Consider the following 18,603-nt stretch of genomic DNA (forward strand, 5'->3'; position numbering starts at 1 on the left):
CGTTCCACGAGGAGTGCCGTGACGTTACCGCCCATGCTCAGAAGCACGGGTCTGATGGGGAACATGGCCGACTTCCTCAATGACCCCGTGCAGATGTTCCGAACCGGTTACGAGCAGCACGGTCCTGTGTTCGGAATCCGGCTCGCGCACATGAAGGGCTGCGTGGTGGTGGGGGCCGACCGCCAGCAGCGGTTCTACGACGAGATCGACCGGCGGCTGTCCGTCGCGAAGCTCTACAAGTTCGTCATCCCGATGTTCGGGTCCGTTGCGCTCGCGCAGCCCGATGTCGAGCGGAGGATTGCGCAAGTCCGACTGCTCCATCGGGCGTTTGCTGAAAATCGGATGAAAGCCCACCTCGCCGTGATGACGCAGGAGGCGGATCTCGCGATGGGCGAGCTCGGCGAGCGTGGTGGTGCGGACCTGTGGGAGCTGTGCGAGCGGTTCGCCATCCGGGTTTCCGCCAGCGCTCTGCTCGGTCCGGAGGTACGGCAGGACATCGACCGGCTGGTGCCGATGCTGGACGACCTGGCACGTGGGATGGAGTTCGTCCTGCCGCCCTGGTTGCCACTCCCTCGCTTCATCCGTCGCGACAGTGCTCGCCGACGGCTCCGCACCTGGATTCAGCCGATGCTGGACGAGCGCCGTGCCCACCCGCGCGATCCACGTGACTTCCTGCAGGTCCTGGTCGACGGGGACAGGGAGGACCGGAACGGCGGCGCCGACCTCGTCGGGATCACCCTGTTGACCTTGTTCACCGGCTACATCACCACGGCTGCGTCGATGGCCTGGCTGATATCCGACGTGCTCGACCAACCGAAATTGCACGAACGGCTCCAGTACGAGGTGCGGCGCGACCCGTCGACGGCCGCGCGGTCGTCACTGGTCGCGAACACGATCCTGGAATCCATCCGGAAGAATCCGGTGATGTCCCACTACGCGCGGATCGTGGAGGAGCCTATCGTCGTCGACGACTACACTATTCCCAAGGGCTGGCAACTGATCGTGGTGCCCTCGCTGGCGCACCAGGAGGCGACGCACTTCCCAAATCCGGAAGCGTTCGACCCAGACCGGTTTCACACCGCTGGAGGCCTGGACCGCCCACCGGTGTTCCTGGGGTTCAGCGCCGGTCAGTACCGTTGTCCGGGGCGAGTCTTCGGCCTTGCCGAGCTCGCGTGTCTGCTCGTCGAGATGCTGCGCCGGTTCGAGGTGCGCTACCACCGCACAGGTCGTTCACCGAGCATGGACCGCGGTGTGATCCGACCACCCGACCGGGCGCTTCTCGTCGAACCGGTGCCGAGGACGTGACGCCCCTGGACCGACCCTGCGCGATGGTGGACCTCGTCACGGATGGAAAGAAGTACGGTGTTCTCAAGTTTCAGCGATGGAGATTGAAGCAATGTTCGCGAAGGAGCTCTCCAAGTCCGCATACGTCATGGCGACCGCGACGTCAGCGCTGTTGCTCTGCACAGCGCAGGCCGCGGCATCGACTTCAGCGCCGAGTGTTTCGGTCAACCCGAGTACCGGCCTGACTGACGGCCAGCAGGTTGCGGTCTCGCTCAGTGGGTTCGATGCCAACGAGGAAGTCGCAGTGCTCGAATGCGCTACCGTCGACGGGAACGGCACCGTCGCGTGCAACCCGGCCGACGGTGTTCAGCGGCAGCCGACCGATGGCAGCGGCTCGGCGTCGGTGGAGATTGCGGTCCGTGCCTCCTACGAGGGGTACACCCTCGACGGTCGGCAATGGGGCAGCGTCAACTGTGCAGACGCGGTCGGTGGCTGCAGCATCACGGTGCTGCGGACCAATGGCGAAGTCGCTGCACCCATCTCGTTCGGTTGAACGTAGCCGCACCACTGCATCTGCACTGCTCAGGTGGGCTCTTCGCGACAACCCGACCGGCCCAGACCGGTGTGTGCTCAGCTGGCTCGTCGCCGCGAGGTCGGTCTGCTCGGCGGGACAGCGGTACCGGCTGCGTGCTGGTGGGCTCGGCTGACCGTGGAAGCCACCGGTACCTGGTCTTGGTCGTTGACCCCTCCGGACCTCACTGCGTTGCGGCAGCGATCCCTCGTGCCGGAAGGTCCTAGCTGGCGCTGCTCCGGCCCAACACGCCGGCGGTAAGCGGTCGTGACGACGTGGCCGATCGAGTGACGTCTGCGCGTGGGACTGGGCGTCGAGCACGCGCTGGGCACCGTGCAACCAGGCGAGCTCGCCGAAGGTATTGCGATCGGCGGCAGCCCGTTCACCGACTTCGCGAGCTGTCCACGGTTTCGTGCTGAAGACCGGCGAGCGCACTACCCAGGACGAGCTCATCGCGCCGTTCTCGGCCGCGGACGCAGCGATGCGTGCACGTCGGGGAGGACGGTGATGGCACATCGGTCGCCGATTCCCCTGACGAGTACGTCGACGGGCAGCTGTACCCGGTGAACGCTGCGCAGTCCACATCGGCGGATTCACGGAGATCATCGGCAGGGCCTTCGACAGGAAGGGCCGGATGCTGGTGCTGGAGCTGGCGGAGAAGGGCTTCCGGTCCCACCGACAAGACCGGCCGCCTGGTGCGCATCGAGAAGGTCGGCAGCCGCACCGCCCTGGCTCGTGAAGGTTGGAGCAGCCGGTGATGTGGCGCTGGCGCCCTACGGTGGCTCCTGCGTGACTAACCGGACGTCCACGCTAGCTGGGAGCAGCGGCCAGCTCCTGCGCATTCGCGGCGAGGCGGTGGCAAGGCCGCCGATCGCGAGAACGGTGATCGGTGGCTGGAGTTCGCGCTCGATGTGCCATTGCTCCAGAATCGATCCACATGGCAAGCACCGGAAGTCCGGGAACGTACAAAAACTGGTGATTTCACGGATTTTCACCTGCTGTCAATCCGCTCCGCAGTGGACTGCGCCGCGAGTTTTTTTCCCTGCTTTTCCAATGGCCCCTTCGGTCCAATTTGGGCATCCATTTGCGCTGGTGCCAGATGTCTTTCCTTACTTGTCCTGCTCGTGGTCGGTCACTAGCCCGACCGGGTGGAACACGTCCGTGATCCCTGGTCGTGGCAGGGTTTTCGGGTTACTTGACTTGTTGCGTCCGTAATTGGTTCCATGGCTCCTGCTGTGCGGGGCGATGCATTCCGCGCAGCGGATGCGACGCCAGTAACCATTGTGCAAGTGGTAGACACGTCACATTCCTGGGGGCTTGTGCAGTGCTGTCGGTGCAACGCGTTCGAGATGTCACCAGAGTCGTCCGAGTCGGCCTTCCTCTTGATCTCGCGGACTTCGAGAAGCGGCGGTTTCGCCTCGACCGTCCGGAATGGCGAGAGGTTCTCGAAGGGCATGCCGCCCACTTCTTGCGCGGTTTCAACATCGCGGTCCGCCAGTGGCGCGATCCGCATTCGGCCCTCGGCGCGCTGCCGGTGGAGGAGCGCGGGTTCGCCTACGAGGGTGCGGCCATGCACGCCGCGGTGCGCGACGTCCTCACCGCCGGGCGGGCGCACGCGCGGGCCCGGCTGCTGGCCGGGCCCGGCCAGGACTACACCCACCTGATCCACGTCGGCTGCGGCTGGGCGTTGGTGCCGTTGCGGGTGCCGCTTCCGGTCCCGATCCCTCCGACGCCGCTGCTGCGCTGGTTGGCCCTGGACGGCGCGGGGTTCGCCGAGACCTACTTCGGCGGCCTCGCCGCGTTGCGGCGCCGGTGCCGGGCGGGTCCGTCGCTGCGGTGGCAGTCCCGGGTGGCGGGTTGCGGGCGCGCGTTGTGGTTCGCCGAGTCCGCCGACGTCGACGGGGTCGCCGCGGTGATCGCCGAGGCGCCGGCTCCGGCGCGTCCGCACCTGTGGTCCGGCATCGGACTCGCCTCCTGCTACGCGGGGTGCGCCGACGAGTCCGCATTGGACGCGCTGCGCGCGGCCAGCGGTCCGCACGCGGCCCACTACGGACAAGGCGCGCTGTTCGCCATCGCGGCGCGCCAGCGCTCGGGGGTAGTGCCGGAGCACACCCGGCGCGCCGCCGAGCACCTCTTCGGCGCCGATCCCACCGAAGCCGCCGGGTGGACGGACGAGGCCGCGGTCGGGCTCGTGTCGTCCACCGACATCGCCGCGTACGGCGAGTGGAAGGCGCGGCTGCGCCGCGTCGCCGAGCAGCGGCGCTGACCTGACCACCTCACCTCCTGCAGGAAGGATGCGTAGGATGCCCCGTGCGTTACGGAGAGCGATCCTGCCAGGAGTCGCGATCGCCCTTTGCGCAGTGCTGGCCATCGCGACCGCCCGTCCCGACACCACGGCGAGTGCCGCCACCGCGAGCTCGTTCTCGTTCCGCACCGAGGCCCTCAACTCGGCGCCCGCCGACGCCCGGTACGAGCGTCCGGTGCAGCCGCAGCTCGAGCACATCCGGAGCTGGATCTCCGCGGTGGGCGCCGCCGTGGCGCTGACCGACCTGCGCGGACTCGGGCACCAGGCCGACGTCTGCCTGGTCGATCCCCGGGACGATTCGGTGACCGTGTTCCCGGTCCGCGGCTCGGAACCGGCCTACGAGCGGTTCGAGCTGTTCCCGCGCGGACTGCGCTACGACGCGACGATGGCCCCGATGGGCTGCGTCCCCGCGGACCTCGACGAGAACGGGACCATGGACTTCCTGGTCTACTACTGGGGACGCTCCCCGGTCCTGTTCCTCAACGGGACCACGCCGGGATCACCACCGCGGGCCACCGACTTCCGGCCGGCCGAGCTGGTGCGTCCGATGGAGGTGTGGAACTCCACCGCGCTCAACGTGGCCGATGTGGACGGTGACGGGCACCTCGACGTGCTCGTCGGCAACTACTTCCCGGACGGCGCGAAGGTGCTCGATCCGACCGCCCGCGACGACGACCGGATGGCGATGCAGGACTCGATGGGTCTGGCGCGCAACGGGGGGATCAACCGGATCTTCCTGACCCGGCCGACCGGCGCGCCGATGACCGCTCCCGAGCTGGTCGACGTGAGCAATTCCGCGCCCGACCACTCGGCCCGAGCGTGGACGCTCGCGTTCGGGATGCAGGACCTCACGGGCGATCTGCTGCCGGAGATGTACGTGGCCAACGACTTCGGCCCGGACCAGCTCCTGGTGAACCACTCGACACCGGGTCGGGTCCGGTGGCGCGAGGTCAAGGGGTCCCGGGACCTGACGACGCCCCGCTCGGAAGTGCTGGGGCACGACTCGTTCAAGGGGATGGGGGTGACCTTCACCTACCCCGGCGGCCGGGGGCTGCCGCTCATCGCCGTCAGCAACATCACCACGCCGTTCGCGTTGCAGGAGAGCAACTTCGCGTTCGTGCCCACGGGGGAGGGCAGCGACCTGCTGGCGGGTGAGCTGCCCTACGACGAGCGCAGCGAGGAACTGGGCATCGCGCGCAGCGGTTGGTCGTGGGACATCAAGGCCGCCGACTTCGACAACTCCGGTGTGGACGAGCTCATCCAGGCCACCGGCTTCATCAAGGGCGAGCGGGACCGGTGGCCGGAGCTCCAGGAGCTCGCGATGGGCAACGACCAGGTGCTCGAACACCCGGCGGCGTGGCCGAACTTCCAGCCGGGCGACGACCTGTCCGGGCACGAGCACAACCCGCTGTGGGTGCGCACCGGCGGTCGCTACACCGACGTGGCCCCCCGGAACGGGATCGACCAGCCGCACGTGACGCGCGGGTTCGCCGTCGGCGACGTCGACGGGGACAACCGCCTCGACGTGCTGGTCGCCAACCAGTGGGAGGACTCGGTGCTGCTGCGCAACACCGCGCAGTCCCCGCCGGCGGCCGATCTGCGGCTGGTCCGCGCCGGAGCTGCCGGAGGGCTGCGGGACGCCCTCGGGGCGCAGGTGGAGGTCGGTGGCGCCGCCCCACCGCAGCAGGCGCAGCTCTACCCGGCCAACGGCCACGCCGGGGTCTCCGCCAGCGAGGTGCACGTCGCGCTCCCGCAGGGCGGCCCGGCTCCGGTCACGATCAGCTGGCGCGACGGTCGGGCGGTGCACACCGCGACGGTCGACGTCGAGCCGGGACACCACACGATCCTCCTCCGACCCGATGGAACGGCGGTGCCGCGGTGACCAGCACGAGGGAGCACGAGACCGGACTGGCCCCGGTCCCCACCGGTGCGGCGCCACCGCCGCCCGAGGTCAAGGCCCCGGTGGACAAGCGGGTCACGGCGCTGCGCCGATTCGCCCTGTCGATCACCGCGTTCAACGTCGTCGGCCACCTGTTCCTCGGCTTCGAGCAGTCCCCGCTCACCCCGCTGGCGGCGTTGGTGGCCAGCTACGCCACCGCGCTGCTGTTCGAGTGGCTCGACTGCTGGGCGCGCGGCACGCGACCGGAGTACCTCGGCGGCGCGGGCAACCTGGTGACCTTCCTGCTGCCACCGCACATCACCGCGCTGGCCTGCGCCATGCTGCTCTACGGCAACACCTCGCTGTGGCCCTACCTGTTCGCGGTGGTGGTCGCCAACTCCAGCAAGTACCTGGTGCGCGCGCGGATCCGGGGGCGGCTGCGGCACCTGCTCAACCCGTCGAACTGCGGCATCGCGGTGACCCTGGTGCTGTTCCCGTGGGTGGGCATCGCGCCGCCGTACCACTTCACCAACGCGGTACCCGCGGTCGTCGACTGGCTGGTCCCGCTGGGCATCCTGATGCTCGGCACGATGCTCAACCTCCGCCTGACCGGCAAGACGCCCCTCATCCTCGGGTGGCTCGGCGGGTTCGTGCTGCAAGCGGTGCTGCGCTGGCTGCTGTTCGACCACTCCCTGCTCGCGACGCTGACGCCGTTGACCGGGGTGGCGTTCATCCTGTTCACCAACTACATGATCACCGACCCCGGCACCACCCCGGTCATCCCGCGCAACCAGGTGCTCTTCGGCCTGACGACCGCGTTCGTCTACGGCGCGCTGGTCGTCTCCGGCGTCGCCTTCGGGCTGTTCTTCGCGCTGGTGATCGTGTGCCTGCTGCGGGCCGGGGTGCTGCTCGTCGCCCCGGTGGTGGGCGCGCGGCGGCGGCCGACCGGAGCCGTCGGTGCGGGAGGTGGCAGATGACCGCCGCGCGGATCGCCATCGTCGGGATGGCGTGCCGGTACCCGGATGCGAATTCCCCGGCGGAGCTCTGGCAGAACGTGCTGGCCGGTCGGCGGGCGTTCCGCCGGATCCCGGCCGAGCGCCTCGGGACTGCCTACCGGGGTGAGCCGGACGACCCGGACCGGACCTACGTCGACCGGGCGGCGGTGCTGCGGGACTGGGAGTTCGACCGGTCCGGGTTCGGGGTGCCGGGACCGCTGTTCCGCGCCACCGACCTCACCCACTGGCTCGCGCTGGAGACCGCGGCGGCGGCGCTGGCCGACGCCGGGCGCCCCGGCGGCGAGGGCCTCGACCGCGACGCCACCGGCGTGGTGCTCGGCAACTCGCTGACCGGGGAGTTCAGCCGGGCGGCGACGTTGCGGCTGCGCTGGCCCTTCCTCGCCGACGCGGCTGCCACCGCGCTGCACGCGGGCGGTGTCGCGGACCCGCAGGTCGCCGAGGTGCTGGGACACCTCGAACGGCTGGTCAAGGAGCCCTTCGAGGTGCCGGGCGACGAGTCGCTGGCCGGGGCGCTGGCCAACACCATCGCCGGGCGCATCTGCAACCACTTCGACCTCCACGGCACCGGGTACACGGTGGACGGTGCGTGCTCGTCGAGCCTGCTGGCCGTCATGACCGCGTGCAACGCGCTGGCCGCCGGGGAGTGCGACTTCATGCTCGCCGGGGGCGTGGACCTGTCCCTGGACCCGTTCGAGCTCGTCGGTTTCGCCCGGCTGGGTGCGCTCGCCGCGGACGAGATGCGCGTCTACGACCGCGCCCCGACCGGGTTCCTGCCCGGCGAGGGCTGCGGGGTGGTGGCGCTGATGCGTGCCGAAGACGCGGAGCGCGCGCATCTGCGCAGCTACGGGCACCTGGTCGGCTGGGCGTCCTCGTCGGACGGCTCCGGCGGGCTGACCCGCCCCGAACGCAGCGGCCAGGCCCTCGCGCTGCGGCGGGCCTACCGGATGGCCGAGCTCGACCCGGCGGCGGTCGGCCTGGTCGAGGGGCACGGCACCGGCACCGCCGTCGGTGACCGGGTTGAACTGGAGACGTTGAACTCGGTCCGCGGTGCCGGGGCGCCCGCCGCCGCGTTGGGCACCATCAAGGCCAACATCGGGCACACCAAGGCGGCGGCGGGCGTCGCCGGGTTGATCAAGGCGACGCTCGCCTCGCACCACCGGGTGCTGCCACCGACGACCGGCTGCGAGCGGCCCCACGAGCTGTTCGCCGACGCGCCGCTGCGGGTGCTCCCGGAGGCGGAGGTGTGGGCGGACCGGACGCCGCGCGCGGCGGTGTCGTCGATGGGCTTCGGCGGCATCAACGTGCATCTCGTCGTCGAAGGCCGGACCTCGGCAGCCGCGCCGCGCAGGCTGCCGCCCGCGATGGCCCGGTGGGCGCGCCGCACCGGTCGGCACGAGATCGTGGTCGCCGAGGCCAACGACGTCGCGGCGCTGCGCGGCAGGCTGGAGCGGCTGGCCGGGCTGGCCGAGCGGCTGGGCGAGGCGGAGGTCCGGGACGTCGCGGCGACCGCGTGGGGCGAGCGCAGCGGTACCGCCCGGTTCCGGGCCGCGCTCGTCGCCCGCACCCCGGACGAACTCGCCGCCGCGGCGGCGGAAGCGGCGGCGGCCACCGCCGACTGGACCGGCGGGGTCCGCGCCGACGCGCGCCGCGGGTTCGCGCTCGGGGCCGAACCGGCGCGCGTCGGGCTGCTGCTGCCGGGCCAAGCCGCGCCGGTGCGCACCGAACTCGCCGCCTGGGCCCGGGACCTGGACGTGCCCGACCTGCCCACCGAGCTCGTCGGCCGGGACGCCGAGGTCGACACGCTGGTGGCCCAGCCCGCGGTGCTGCGGCAATCGCTGGCCGGGATGGCGTGGCTGCACCGGATCGGTGTGGAAGCGGTGGCCGCCACCGGGCACAGCCTCGGTGAGATCGCGGCACTGCACTGGGCCGGGGCGTGCGACGCCGCCGAGGCGCTGGAACTGGGCCGGGTGCGCGGCCGGATCATGGCCGAGCACGGGCGTGCCGGAACCGCGATGATCGCTGTCGGCGCCGCGCCGGAGCTGGTGGACGAGCTGATCGCGGGCACCTCGGCGGTGGTGGCCGGGTACAACGCGCCGGAACGGGTGATCGTCTCGGGCACCCTCGCCGACGTCGAGGTGGTGTTGGGCCGGGCCCGGGACGCCGCGGTGCCCGCGAGCCACTTGCCCGTCTCGCACGCCTTCCACAGCCCCGCGATGATCCAGGCCCGGCAACCCTTGCGGGAGGCGCTGGCGACCACCGGGCTCGGCGCGCTGGAACGTCCGGTGCTGTCCACGATCACCGGGGAGCAGCTCCCGCCGGCCGAGGACCTGCGCGAGCTGCTGGTCGAGCAGCTCACCGCGCCGGTGCGCTTCACCGAGGCGCTCGCGGCCCTGGCCAAGCAGTGCGACGTGCTCGTCGAGGCCGGCCCCGGGGCGATCCTGGCGGGGTTGGCGTCGGCCAACAGCTGCCCGGTTCCGGTGGTCGCGATGGACTGCGCCGGTGATCCGCGCTCCCACGCCTTCGCCACGGCGGTGCTGGCGGCGTGCGCGGAAGCCGACCTCGATCCGTGGTTCGCCGATCGCCCGTCCCGGCCCCTGGCGATCGATGCCGAACCGCGCTTCCTCGCCAACCCCGTCGAGCTGCGGTCCGGGTGGTCGCGCGCTCCCGAGCTCCCGCGCGAGGGCCTCGGCAGCGCACCCGCACCGGTGGAGGTCGACGCGGCCGATCCGCTCGTGGCGCTGACCCGCCACCTGTCCACCACCCTGGAACTGCCGGAAGCCTCGATCGCCCCGTCGAGTTCGCTGCTCGGCGACCTGCACCTCAATTCGTTGCAGGTCGTCCAGGCGGTCAACGCCGTGGCCAAGGCACTGGGAAAGCAGGTGCCCGCCGCGCCGCTGACGCTCAGCGACGCCGACGTGGCCGACGTGGCCCACGTCCTGCGGGAGCTGCCCGCGCAGGACGCCGCGGTGGCGGCTCCCCCCGATTCGGTGGCCGGGGTGCGGGGGTGGGTGCGGACCTTCGAAACCGCCTGGGAACCCTTCGCGGCCGTCCGGGGGGACGAGGTCGCCTGGGAGGTGCTGGCCCCGGACGGGCACTGGCTGCACCAGATCGCCGCCTCCGACGGGGAGCCGCGCGGGCTCGCCATCGCGCTCCTCGCCGAGCACGGTCCCGACCACGTCGCCGACCTGCTGGCCCGCTTGGGCCGCGCGGCGCCGGCGGAGCTGCTGGTCGTGCACGCCGGACACCCCGCGGCGGCGGGGCTGGCCCGCAGCGCCGCGGTCGAGCTCGAGCGGTGCCGGGTCGTCGTCGTCGAGGTCCCGGAGCAGGACCACCGCTTCGACCCCGCCGACGTCGCCGATCCGGCGGGAGACCGGTACCTCGACGTCGCGCTGACCGCCGACGGTGCGCTGCACCGCCGCGTCGCACGCGCCCGCACCCCGGGCGAGGGCGCCGAGATCCCGCTGGGCCGCGGCGAGGTGTGCCTGGTGACCGGCGGCGTGCACGGGATCAGCGCCTACGCGGCGGCGGCGCTGGCCGAGCGGACCGGGTGCTCGCTGGTCTTCCTCGGCCGCACCGGTGCCGATGACCCGGCGGTGCGCACCGCGGTGCGCGAACTGTCCGGTCGCGCGGACGTGCACTACCTCGCCTGCGACGTCGGCGACGAGTCGGCGGTGCACCGGGTGGTGGCGCGGGTGCGGGAGATCGGGGAAGTGCGCGGGTTGCTGCACGGAGCCGGGGTGAACGAGCCGGCGTTGCTCGGCGGCATCACCCGCGACTCGTTCGCGCGCACCCTGCGTCCGAAGGTGCGCGGACTGCGGGTGCTGCTCGACGCGGTCGGTGCCGACCTGCGGCTGGTGCTCGGCTTCGGCTCGATCATCGGCAGGCAGGGGCTGAGCGGGCAGGCGGAGTACTGCGTGGCCAACGACTGGATGCGGGTCGAGCTGGAGCGCTGGGCGCACCACGGCTGCCGCACCCACGTCCTGGAGTGGTCGCTGTGGTCGGGCATCGGGATGGGCGTGCGGCTCGACGTGGTGGATTCGCTGCGCCGCCGGGGCGTCGAACCGATCGGACCGCGCGACGGCGTCGACGCGATGCTGGACGTGCTGGCCGATCCCGAGGCCCCGGTCTCGGTACTGGTCACCTCGCGATTCCCCACCACCCCCACGCTGTCCATCACCGGCGGTCCGCCGCGCTGGCTCCGGTTCGCCGAGGAGCCCCGCGTGCTGGTGCCGGGCGTCGAAGCCGTGGTGGAGGCCGAGCTGTCGCTGGGATCGGACCCCTACCTCGACGATCACCGGATCGAGGGCAGCCCGGTGCTGCCCGCCGTGGTCGGCATGGAGGCGATGGCCCAGGCCGCGGCGACCGCCGGGGCGGCCCACGAGCGCTGGGCGCTGACCGACCTGGAGTTCCGCACGCCCGTGGTGGTGGAGCAGAGCCGGTCCCGCCGGCTGCGGCTCGCCGCGCTCGTCGACGGCGGTGCGGCGGAGGTCGCGCTGCGCGACGACACCGACGACTTCGGCACCGATCGGTTCACCGGCCGGGTGGTGGCCGCCGCCGCGCCCCCGGGGCCGCGCGACGAAGCCGAGGTCGCGGTGTCGGCCGATGACGCGCCGACCTCGCACTACGGGAGCACGCTGTTCCACCGGGGCCGGTTCCGCCGGGTGCTGCGCTACGACCAGCTCTCCGCGTTCCGGGTGCGGGCCTGGATCCGCGCCGATCCCCGGGCGCGCTGGTTCTCCGACTTCCACAGCGGGGACCTGCTGCTGGGCGATCCGGGCGCGCACGACGCCGCGCTGCACGCCCTGCTGGCCTGCGTGCCGCACCGCCGGGCGCTGCCGGTGGGAGCGGACCGGGTGGACGTCTGGTGCCGACCGGACGGGCTGCTGCGGGTGCTGGCCGAGGAGGTCGCGCACGGCCCCGACGACTACGTCTTCGACGTCGACCTGGTCGGGGCCGACGGCACCCCGGTCGCGCGGTGGTCCGGGCTGCGACTGCGCGCGGTGGGACCGCTGGAGCTCCCGGACGGGCCCGCCGCGGACCTGGTCGGCCCGTGGCTGTCCCGCCGGATGATCGAATGCGGGCTGCCCGCGGTCGAGCTGATGACCGCACCGGGCACGCGCCGGGCGGGCACCGCCGCCGCGCTCGCGGCGCGGGCCACCGGGGACGAGGTGTGGCACGACCCGGCGGGGGCGCTGCGCACCGAGCGGTGCCACCTCAGCGCCAGCTACCGGGGCGACGAGGTGCTGCTGGCGATGGCGCCGGTGCCGGTCGGTGCGGACTGGACGGCGGTGCCGGCCGGAGGCTGCGCGGACGTGCTCGACGGTCCCGACCGGCGCACGGCGGGACAGCTCGCCGACGCGCTGGGCGGGCCCCCGGAAGCGGCGGGCGCCCGGGTGTGGTCGGCGCGGGAGGCGGTGACCAAGCTCGGGATCACGGCCGCGCGACCGTTGCGCGTCGATGAGGTCGCCGCCGACGGGCTCGCAGTGCTGAGCGCGAGGGACGTCCGGATCGCCACCGCCGCCCACGGCGGCGTTCCCGCCGTCACCGCGATCGCCGTACCGGTGGAGGGCTGAGATGCGTTCGTTCCGCTACAGCCACGTCGTGACGCTCGACGAGACCAACCTGGTGGGCAACGTCTACTTCGCGCACTACTTGCGCTGGCAGGGACATTGCCGGGAGCACTTCCTCGGCGAGCACGCCCCGGGAGTGCTCGCCGAGCTGACCGCCGGGGAGCTCGCGCTGGTCACGGTGTCCTGCTCGATGGACTACTACGCGGAGGCGTTCGCGCTGGAACGGCTCGACGTGGACATGAGCCTGCGGGCGACCGCGCGCAACCGGGTGGAGATGGACTTCGCCTTCCGGCGCGCGGAGGACTTGATCGCCCGGGGCGCGCAGGTGGTGGCCTGCATGCGCCGCGACGGCGGCGGGATGCGCCCGACGCCGGTCCCGCCGGAGCTGGCCAGGGCGCTGCGGGAGTTCTCCTGACCCGGCGTGCGGACACCGCGGAGGAGATCCATTCCCGGACGCGCCCGTCGTCGGCACCTCACCAGCTCGGCCCCCGTCCTCCGAGGAGCGCATCGTGCCCCTGCTCGTCCGACCGACCACGTCCGGCGATCGGCTCGTCCTCGCCGGTGCGGCGATCGTCCTGACCTGCTCGGCGATCGGCTTCGTCAACGCCTTCACCATGGGTCACGCGATGCCCGGTGGGCATCACGTGCGCTCCGCGGCTTCCGATCCGCTGCACGGCATGCCGCTGTCGCAGATGCCCGAGATGTACGTCGCCGGGATCGGCCTGCTGCTGGTCGTCCTCGGCGCCGCGATGCCGCGCGGGACCAGACCGGCTCCGTCCGCCGAGCGGGGGCGCCGGCGATCGGTGGTCGCGGTGATCGGCACGCTCGCGCTCACCATCGACATCAGCAAGACCTCGACGCTGGGGTTCGTCATCCCCGGAATGCGCGAGGAGTACGGCCTCGAGGCGGGTACGGCCTCGCTGCTGGCGGTGTTCGGGTTGGCGGGCACCGCGACCGGGGCCGTGCTGTTCGGCGTGTTCGCCGACCGGTTCGGCCGCCGCACCTCCTACCTGCTGGCGACGCTCGGGTTCACCGCGACCAGCATGTGCGGCACCATGCCGACCTTCGGGGGCAACCTCGTGATGTGCCTGCTGATGGGCGTGGCGGTCGGCGGGCTCGCTCCGTTGCTGATCACCCTGCTCACCGACGTCATGGGTGGGCCGTCCCGTGGCTCGGTGGTGGTCGCCCTGTCCGTCGTGGCCACGGCGGTGGGTTACCTGGTGGCGGCGGGCACGGCGCTGTGGTTGGAGCCGATCTTCGGGTGGCGGGTGCTGTGGTTGATCGGAGCGCCGACCGGGCTGGTGCTGGTGCTGCTGACGCCGTGGGTGCCGAACTGGACCGCGCAGCGCGTGCCGGCCGCACCGGTGGCCCAGGTGCAGGTCCGCGCGTTCAGCGGCGGCGTGCAGCGCGCCTACGCCCTGCTGATCGGACTGCTCACCTTCGGCCTCACCACGTGGGTCCCGAGCTTGGCGCGGCTCAGCGGGGTGCCGGTGGCGACGGCGAACCTCCTGCTCACCGTCGCCTCCTTGATCATGGTGCCGTGCGCGGTGCTCATGATGTTCGGCTACCGCCGGTTCGGCCCCACCCGGATCGCGGTGGGGATGGCGCTGGCCACGGCCGCGGTCCTGCTGGCCCTGACCCTCTCCGGGGCGGTGTCCGCGTTGAGCTGGGTCGGTGCGCTGGCCCTCGTCGCGGCCCTGTTCTCGGTGAACACCATGGCGGCGGTGTTCTTGCCGATCGCGGCCGATCTCGCCGCGCCGTCGGGTCGGGGTCGCACGACCGGGACCGTGTCGCTGTTCAACCGGATCGGCGGGCTTTGCGGTCCGCTGCTGCTCGCGGGTTTGATTTCGTCGACCTCCGATGTGCTGGTAGCGGTCGCCTTGCTGGCTCTGCTGTGCGCCATCGCCGCTTGGCACATCGGGCGCCGGCACCGCTTGGCCCGGGCCGAAGCGGCGAAGGCCGAGGCGCTCGTGCACTGACGGCGCGGGGTGCTCGTGCGAACCGATCGGGCGGCCGTGCCGACAGCGCGTACGGACCGAAGCAGCCTCGACGAGCCCGTGCCCGCGGAACTGGTGATCCGGCTGCGGCACTGCTCGGCGGTGCGCCTCGGCTGCGGGCGGAGGTGCAGACTCGGGTTCCTGACGACCGCAGAACCCGCCTCCTCAATCGGCCGAGGTGCGGCGCAGCGTGGTGCGAAACGTGCGGGAGAGTCCCCTGGCGCGCCTGCGCCACGGGCCGGTGCGGCGGCGGCTCCCACCGCGGAAGCGGCTCAACGCGCGAGGGATCGCGGGAACGGCCGGGGGCCTCGCCATCGACGGCGAGGCCCCCGGCCGTCCGGCTACCGGTCACGTCATTCCGCTGCGGTCCGCGGGGTGGAGCGGATCGCTTCGGCGTCCGCCGGGCGCGGGATGAGGAAGGAGGTGCCCAGCGCCGCCAGCGTGATCGCGGCGCCGAGGAGGATCCCGCCGGAGTAGCCCGCGACGGCGGATCCGGTGGTTTCGGTCAGGCCCAGCTGCAGCGCGGGCAGGATCGCGAAGCTGAGCCCGGAACCCAGGTTGAACGCACCGGCGTTGAGGCCGGGCAGGAAACCCGGGTTCGAAGCCGGGGACAGGACGATGCCCAGGCCGTTGAGGATGATGTTCGCGATGCCGGCGTAGGTGATGCCGATGAGCACCGTCGCGGCCACGAGCACCGGCATCGAATGCACGCCCACGAACGCCATGAGCACCGTCGCCACGACGCTGCCGATGAGGCCGATGCGCAGCACGCCGCGGTAGCCGAAGCTCGGGGCGAGCCGCCCGGCGAACGGCCCGACGAGCCATCCGACGAGGGCGTAGGGCGTGAGGAACACCAGCGACGCGACGTCCGCGGGCAGGCCGAACCCGGCATCGCGGTTCTGGGCCAGCGACATCACGAGCCCGTTCACCACGGCGAAGACGCCGGTCATCGTGAGCAGGGTCGTCAGCAGCAGCGCCCAGGTCCCGCGGCGCGCGAGCAGCCGCGGCTCCACCAGCGGCACGCGCACCCTCGCCTCGACGGCGAGGAAGGTCCCGAAGGAGATGAGGGCGACGGCGAGGCTGATGATCACCAGCAGCCAGTCGGCTTCGCCGAGCTCGCCCGCCTCGTTGAACGCCGTGAGCACGCTCGCGACGGACACGACGAGCGGGACGACGCCGCCCCAGTCCATCCGGGTGCCCGCGGACGGGCGCGACTCGACGCCCCAGACGGCCACGAGCGCGATGGCCACGACCGTGGTGGCGGCGATGACCCAGAACAGGGAGCGGAAGCCGAAGTTCGTCGCGAGCCACCCGCCCACCAGGGCGTCGACACCGGCGATCCCGCCGTTGACGGCGGTGAGCAGTCCGAGCGCGGCGCCGTACCGGCGCGGGTCGGAGATCTCGTGGCGCAGCATCAGCAGGCAGATCGGCACCACCGGCCCGGTCACGCCCTGGATGATGCGCCCGGCGAAGAGCATGCCGACGTTGACGGCCAGCGCGGCGACGACGCTGCCGAGCAGCATCATCGCCAGCATGCCGAGCAGCACGTTGCGGCGCCCGTAGATGTCGGAGAGGCGCGGCAGGAAGACCGAGAACATCGCCGCGAGCGTGAAGAACAGCGTCTGCGAGAGGCTGATCGTCGACTCGTCGGTGCGCAGCTCACGCGCCATCGTGACCAGCGCCGGGCTGAGCATGCTCGCGTTGAGCTGGAACGCCACGCAGGCGGCCAGCAGCGCGGCGATGAGCGAGGCGAAGGTGCCGGCGCGCCGGGTCATGCGGGGACCTGCCCGTCGACCTGGCCGCGCCCGCTCGGGGTCCAGCCGCTGCCGGGGTTCTCGCCGATGCGCTCCAGGGCGTCGACGACGAGGTCCCAGAAGCGCGCGTGATCGAGTTCCATCGCGGCCGACGTCCGGCAGCCGACGGGGGCGGGACCGCGCAGGTCGGCCACCGTCATCCCGAGCGTCCGGGCGCCGGCCGTCTCGACCTCGATCGGCGCCGGTACGGCGCGGACGATCGACGGGTCGATCACGTGGGCGACCGCGCACGGGTCGTGCACCGGCGGGGCGTCGAAGCCCTGCACGTCCCGGTAGGTCCGGCCGAAGAACTCGAGCAGTTCGCCGACGAACGCGGCCGGACCGGTGCCGACGGCGGCGATGCGCGCGGCGACCTCGGGGGTGGCGAGCGCTTGGTGGGTGAGGTCGAGACCGACCATCACGACGTCCCAGCCGGCCGAGAAGACGACGTCGGCGGCCTCGGGGTCGATGAAGATGTTGAACTCGGCGACGGCGGTGCGGTTGCCGACGTGGACGCCGCCGCCCATGAGCACGACCTTCTTGACGCGCTCGACGATGCGGGGCTCCCGCCGGGCGGCGAGCGCGATGTTGGTGAGCCCGCCGGTCGGCACGAGCGTGACCGTCCCGGGCTCGTGGGCCAGGACGGTGTCGATGATGAGGTCGACGGCGTGCCGGTCGTCCAGCTCCAGCGCCGGCTCCGGCAGGTCGGGGCCGTCGAGCCCGGTCTCGCCGTGGATGTCGTCGGCGACCTCGATCCGGCGGACCAGCGGCCGGTCGGCGCCCGCGGCGAACGGGACGTCGGTGATGCCCGCGATGCGCGCGACGGCCAGGGCGTTGCGGGTGACCTTCGCGAGCGTCTGGTTGCCGACGACGGTCGTCACGGCCAGCAGCTCGATGTCGGGGCTGCCGTGCGCGAGCAGCAGGGCGATCGCGTCGTCATGACCGGGATCGCAGTCGAGGATGATCTTTTCTGGCATGTTCCGTGCTGCTCCACTCCGTTGTGTTCGACGCACTCGCATCAAGCGCTTGACAGTGGAGGGCATCAAGCGCTTGATGTCAACCACGGGCATTCCCCGCCCGGTTAGGATCCCCCCATGGTCCGCGCTCCCGCCCCTCGTCCGCGCGTGACGGCTGCGATGGTGGCGGCGCACGCTGAGACCAACGTCTCGTCCGTCTCGCTCGTCGTGAACGGCAAGCACCGCGGGCGGGTGTCCGAGCAGCTCGCGGCGCGCATCCGCGACGCCGTCGACGAGCTCGGGTACGTCGTGGACCACTCGGCGAGCGCGCTCGCCCGCGGGCACGGCGACCTCGTGATCCTGCTCGCCCCGGACCTGTCGAACCCGTTCTTCGCCGAGGTGATCGCAGGCGTCCAGGACACGCTCGGTGATCGCTACCAGCTCATGCTCTCGGTGACCGAGCGGGGGGAGCAGCCCTGCGTCGACTCCCTCCGGCGGTTCAACGGCCTCCGCCCGGCGGGGGTCCTCGTCGACGCTCCCGACGAGACGTTCGCCGCGGTGCCCGCCGCCGAGCACCCCGTCGTCCTCTTCGACGCCCCCGACAGCGCGGCCGACCTCAACGCGCTCAACTACGACTACGCACCCGCGATCCGGTCGCTCGCGGCACTCCTCGCGGAGCGGGGCCACCGCACCGTCGCCTACCTCGACGGCTCCACGAGATCGGCGACCTTCGCCCTGCGGCGGGCGATGCTCGCCGAAGCGGTCACGAGCCACGGCCTGCACCTCCTCGACGACGACGTCCGCGCCGACGTCACCGTCTCCGGCGCGAGCGCGGCGACGCGGGCGAACCTGGCGCGCTGGCGCGAGGGCGGTGCGACGGCGGTCATCGCTGCGGCCGACACGCTGGCCTACGGCGTGCTGGCCGAGGCGCACCGTGCGGGCGTGCGAATCCCGGAGGACCTGGCCGTGGCCAGCTTCGACGACCTGCCTTCGTCCGCCGTCACCGCGCCGGCGCTCACCAGCATCGCCCTGCCCGGGGCCGCCCTGGGCAGGGCCGCCGCCGAACGGCTCGTCGCGATGCTCGACGAGCGCCCGCTGCCCACGCCCACCCCCCTCGAGACCGTCCTCGTGCGGCGGGCGAGCCTGTAGTCGCGCGGTCCCACCGGGCTGCGCTCGTCAGCGAGGCCGCCCTGCTGGTCACCCCGTCCCGGGCCCTCCGTCGCCGGCGGCGG

General features: G+C 72.2%; 11 protein-coding genes. 9 read left to right on the plus strand and 2 right to left on the minus strand.

What is annotated here, in order from left to right; all coding sequences use genetic code 11:
- The first annotated feature begins 33 nt into the window (after positions 1–33).
- The 8 genes from ABD976_RS15055 to ABD976_RS15090 all read left to right on the plus strand — a co-directional run bounded on the left by ABD976_RS15055 (position 34) and on the right by ABD976_RS15090 (position 14,604).
- The gene (locus ABD976_RS15055; protein ID WP_345364263.1) at positions 34–1,305 is read left to right on the plus strand and encodes a cytochrome P450; all 1,272 of its coding nucleotides are present in this window, start codon (positions 34–36) and stop codon (positions 1,303–1,305) included.
- A gap of 76 nt (positions 1,306–1,381) precedes the next feature.
- Positions 1,382–1,837, plus strand: coding sequence for an enediyne antibiotic chromoprotein (locus ABD976_RS15060; RefSeq protein WP_345363458.1), 456 nt, complete (start codon positions 1,382–1,384; stop codon positions 1,835–1,837).
- A 1,351-nt stretch (positions 1,838–3,188) separates the two neighbouring features.
- Positions 3,189–4,121 (plus strand): DUF1702 family protein, encoded by a 933-nt coding sequence (locus tag ABD976_RS15065; protein WP_345363460.1) that lies wholly within the window; start codon positions 3,189–3,191, stop codon positions 4,119–4,121.
- A gap of 94 nt (positions 4,122–4,215) precedes the next feature.
- Positions 4,216–6,042 carry a CRTAC1 family protein gene (locus tag ABD976_RS15070; protein ID WP_345363462.1) on the plus strand — a complete coding sequence of 609 codons (1,827 nt, stop codon included), beginning with the start codon at positions 4,216–4,218 and terminating at the stop codon, positions 6,040–6,042.
- A complete protein-coding gene (locus ABD976_RS15075; protein WP_345363464.1) occupies positions 6,039–7,016 on the plus strand; it encodes an enediyne biosynthesis protein UnbU in 978 nt (325 codons plus the stop codon). The genes ABD976_RS15070 and ABD976_RS15075 overlap by 4 nt, the downstream gene beginning before the upstream one ends.
- Positions 7,013–12,628, plus strand: coding sequence for an SDR family NAD(P)-dependent oxidoreductase (locus ABD976_RS15080; protein ID WP_345363466.1), 5,616 nt, complete (start codon positions 7,013–7,015; stop codon positions 12,626–12,628). The genes ABD976_RS15075 and ABD976_RS15080 overlap by 4 nt, the downstream gene beginning before the upstream one ends.
- 1 nt (position 12,629) lies before the next feature.
- Positions 12,630–13,040, plus strand: a complete 411-nt coding sequence (locus tag ABD976_RS15085; RefSeq protein WP_345363468.1) for an acyl-CoA thioesterase — start codon at positions 12,630–12,632, stop codon at positions 13,038–13,040.
- Between the two features lie 94 nt (positions 13,041–13,134).
- Positions 13,135–14,604: an MFS transporter gene (locus ABD976_RS15090; RefSeq protein ID WP_345363470.1), complete on the plus strand. Its 1,470-nt coding sequence runs from the start codon at positions 13,135–13,137 to the stop codon at positions 14,602–14,604.
- 371 nt (positions 14,605–14,975) lie between these two features.
- Here the strand turns inward: ABD976_RS15090 and uriT are convergent, their stop codons facing one another.
- Together uriT and uriH are read right to left on the minus strand one after the other, a co-directional pair.
- Complete coding sequence (gene uriT / locus ABD976_RS15095) at positions 14,976–16,397, minus strand: uridine transporter UriT (protein ID WP_345363472.1); 1,422 nt, start codon at positions 16,395–16,397, stop codon at positions 14,976–14,978.
- Positions 16,394–17,392, minus strand: coding sequence for a uridine-preferring nucleoside hydrolase UriH (gene uriH, locus ABD976_RS15100; protein ID WP_345363474.1), 999 nt, complete (start codon positions 17,390–17,392; stop codon positions 16,394–16,396). Before uriH ends, uriT begins: the two co-directional genes overlap by 4 nt.
- A 147-nt stretch (positions 17,393–17,539) precedes the next feature.
- Between uriH and ABD976_RS15105 the strand changes: the two genes are divergently transcribed.
- The gene (locus tag ABD976_RS15105) at positions 17,540–18,520 is read left to right on the plus strand and encodes a LacI family DNA-binding transcriptional regulator (protein ID WP_345363476.1); all 981 of its coding nucleotides are present in this window, start codon (positions 17,540–17,542) and stop codon (positions 18,518–18,520) included.
- The last annotated feature ends 83 nt before the right edge of the window (positions 18,521–18,603 follow it).

This window comes from Saccharopolyspora cebuensis, from assembly GCF_039542665.1.
GTDB classification, from domain to species: Bacteria; Actinomycetota; Actinomycetes; order Mycobacteriales; family Pseudonocardiaceae; genus Saccharopolyspora; species Saccharopolyspora cebuensis.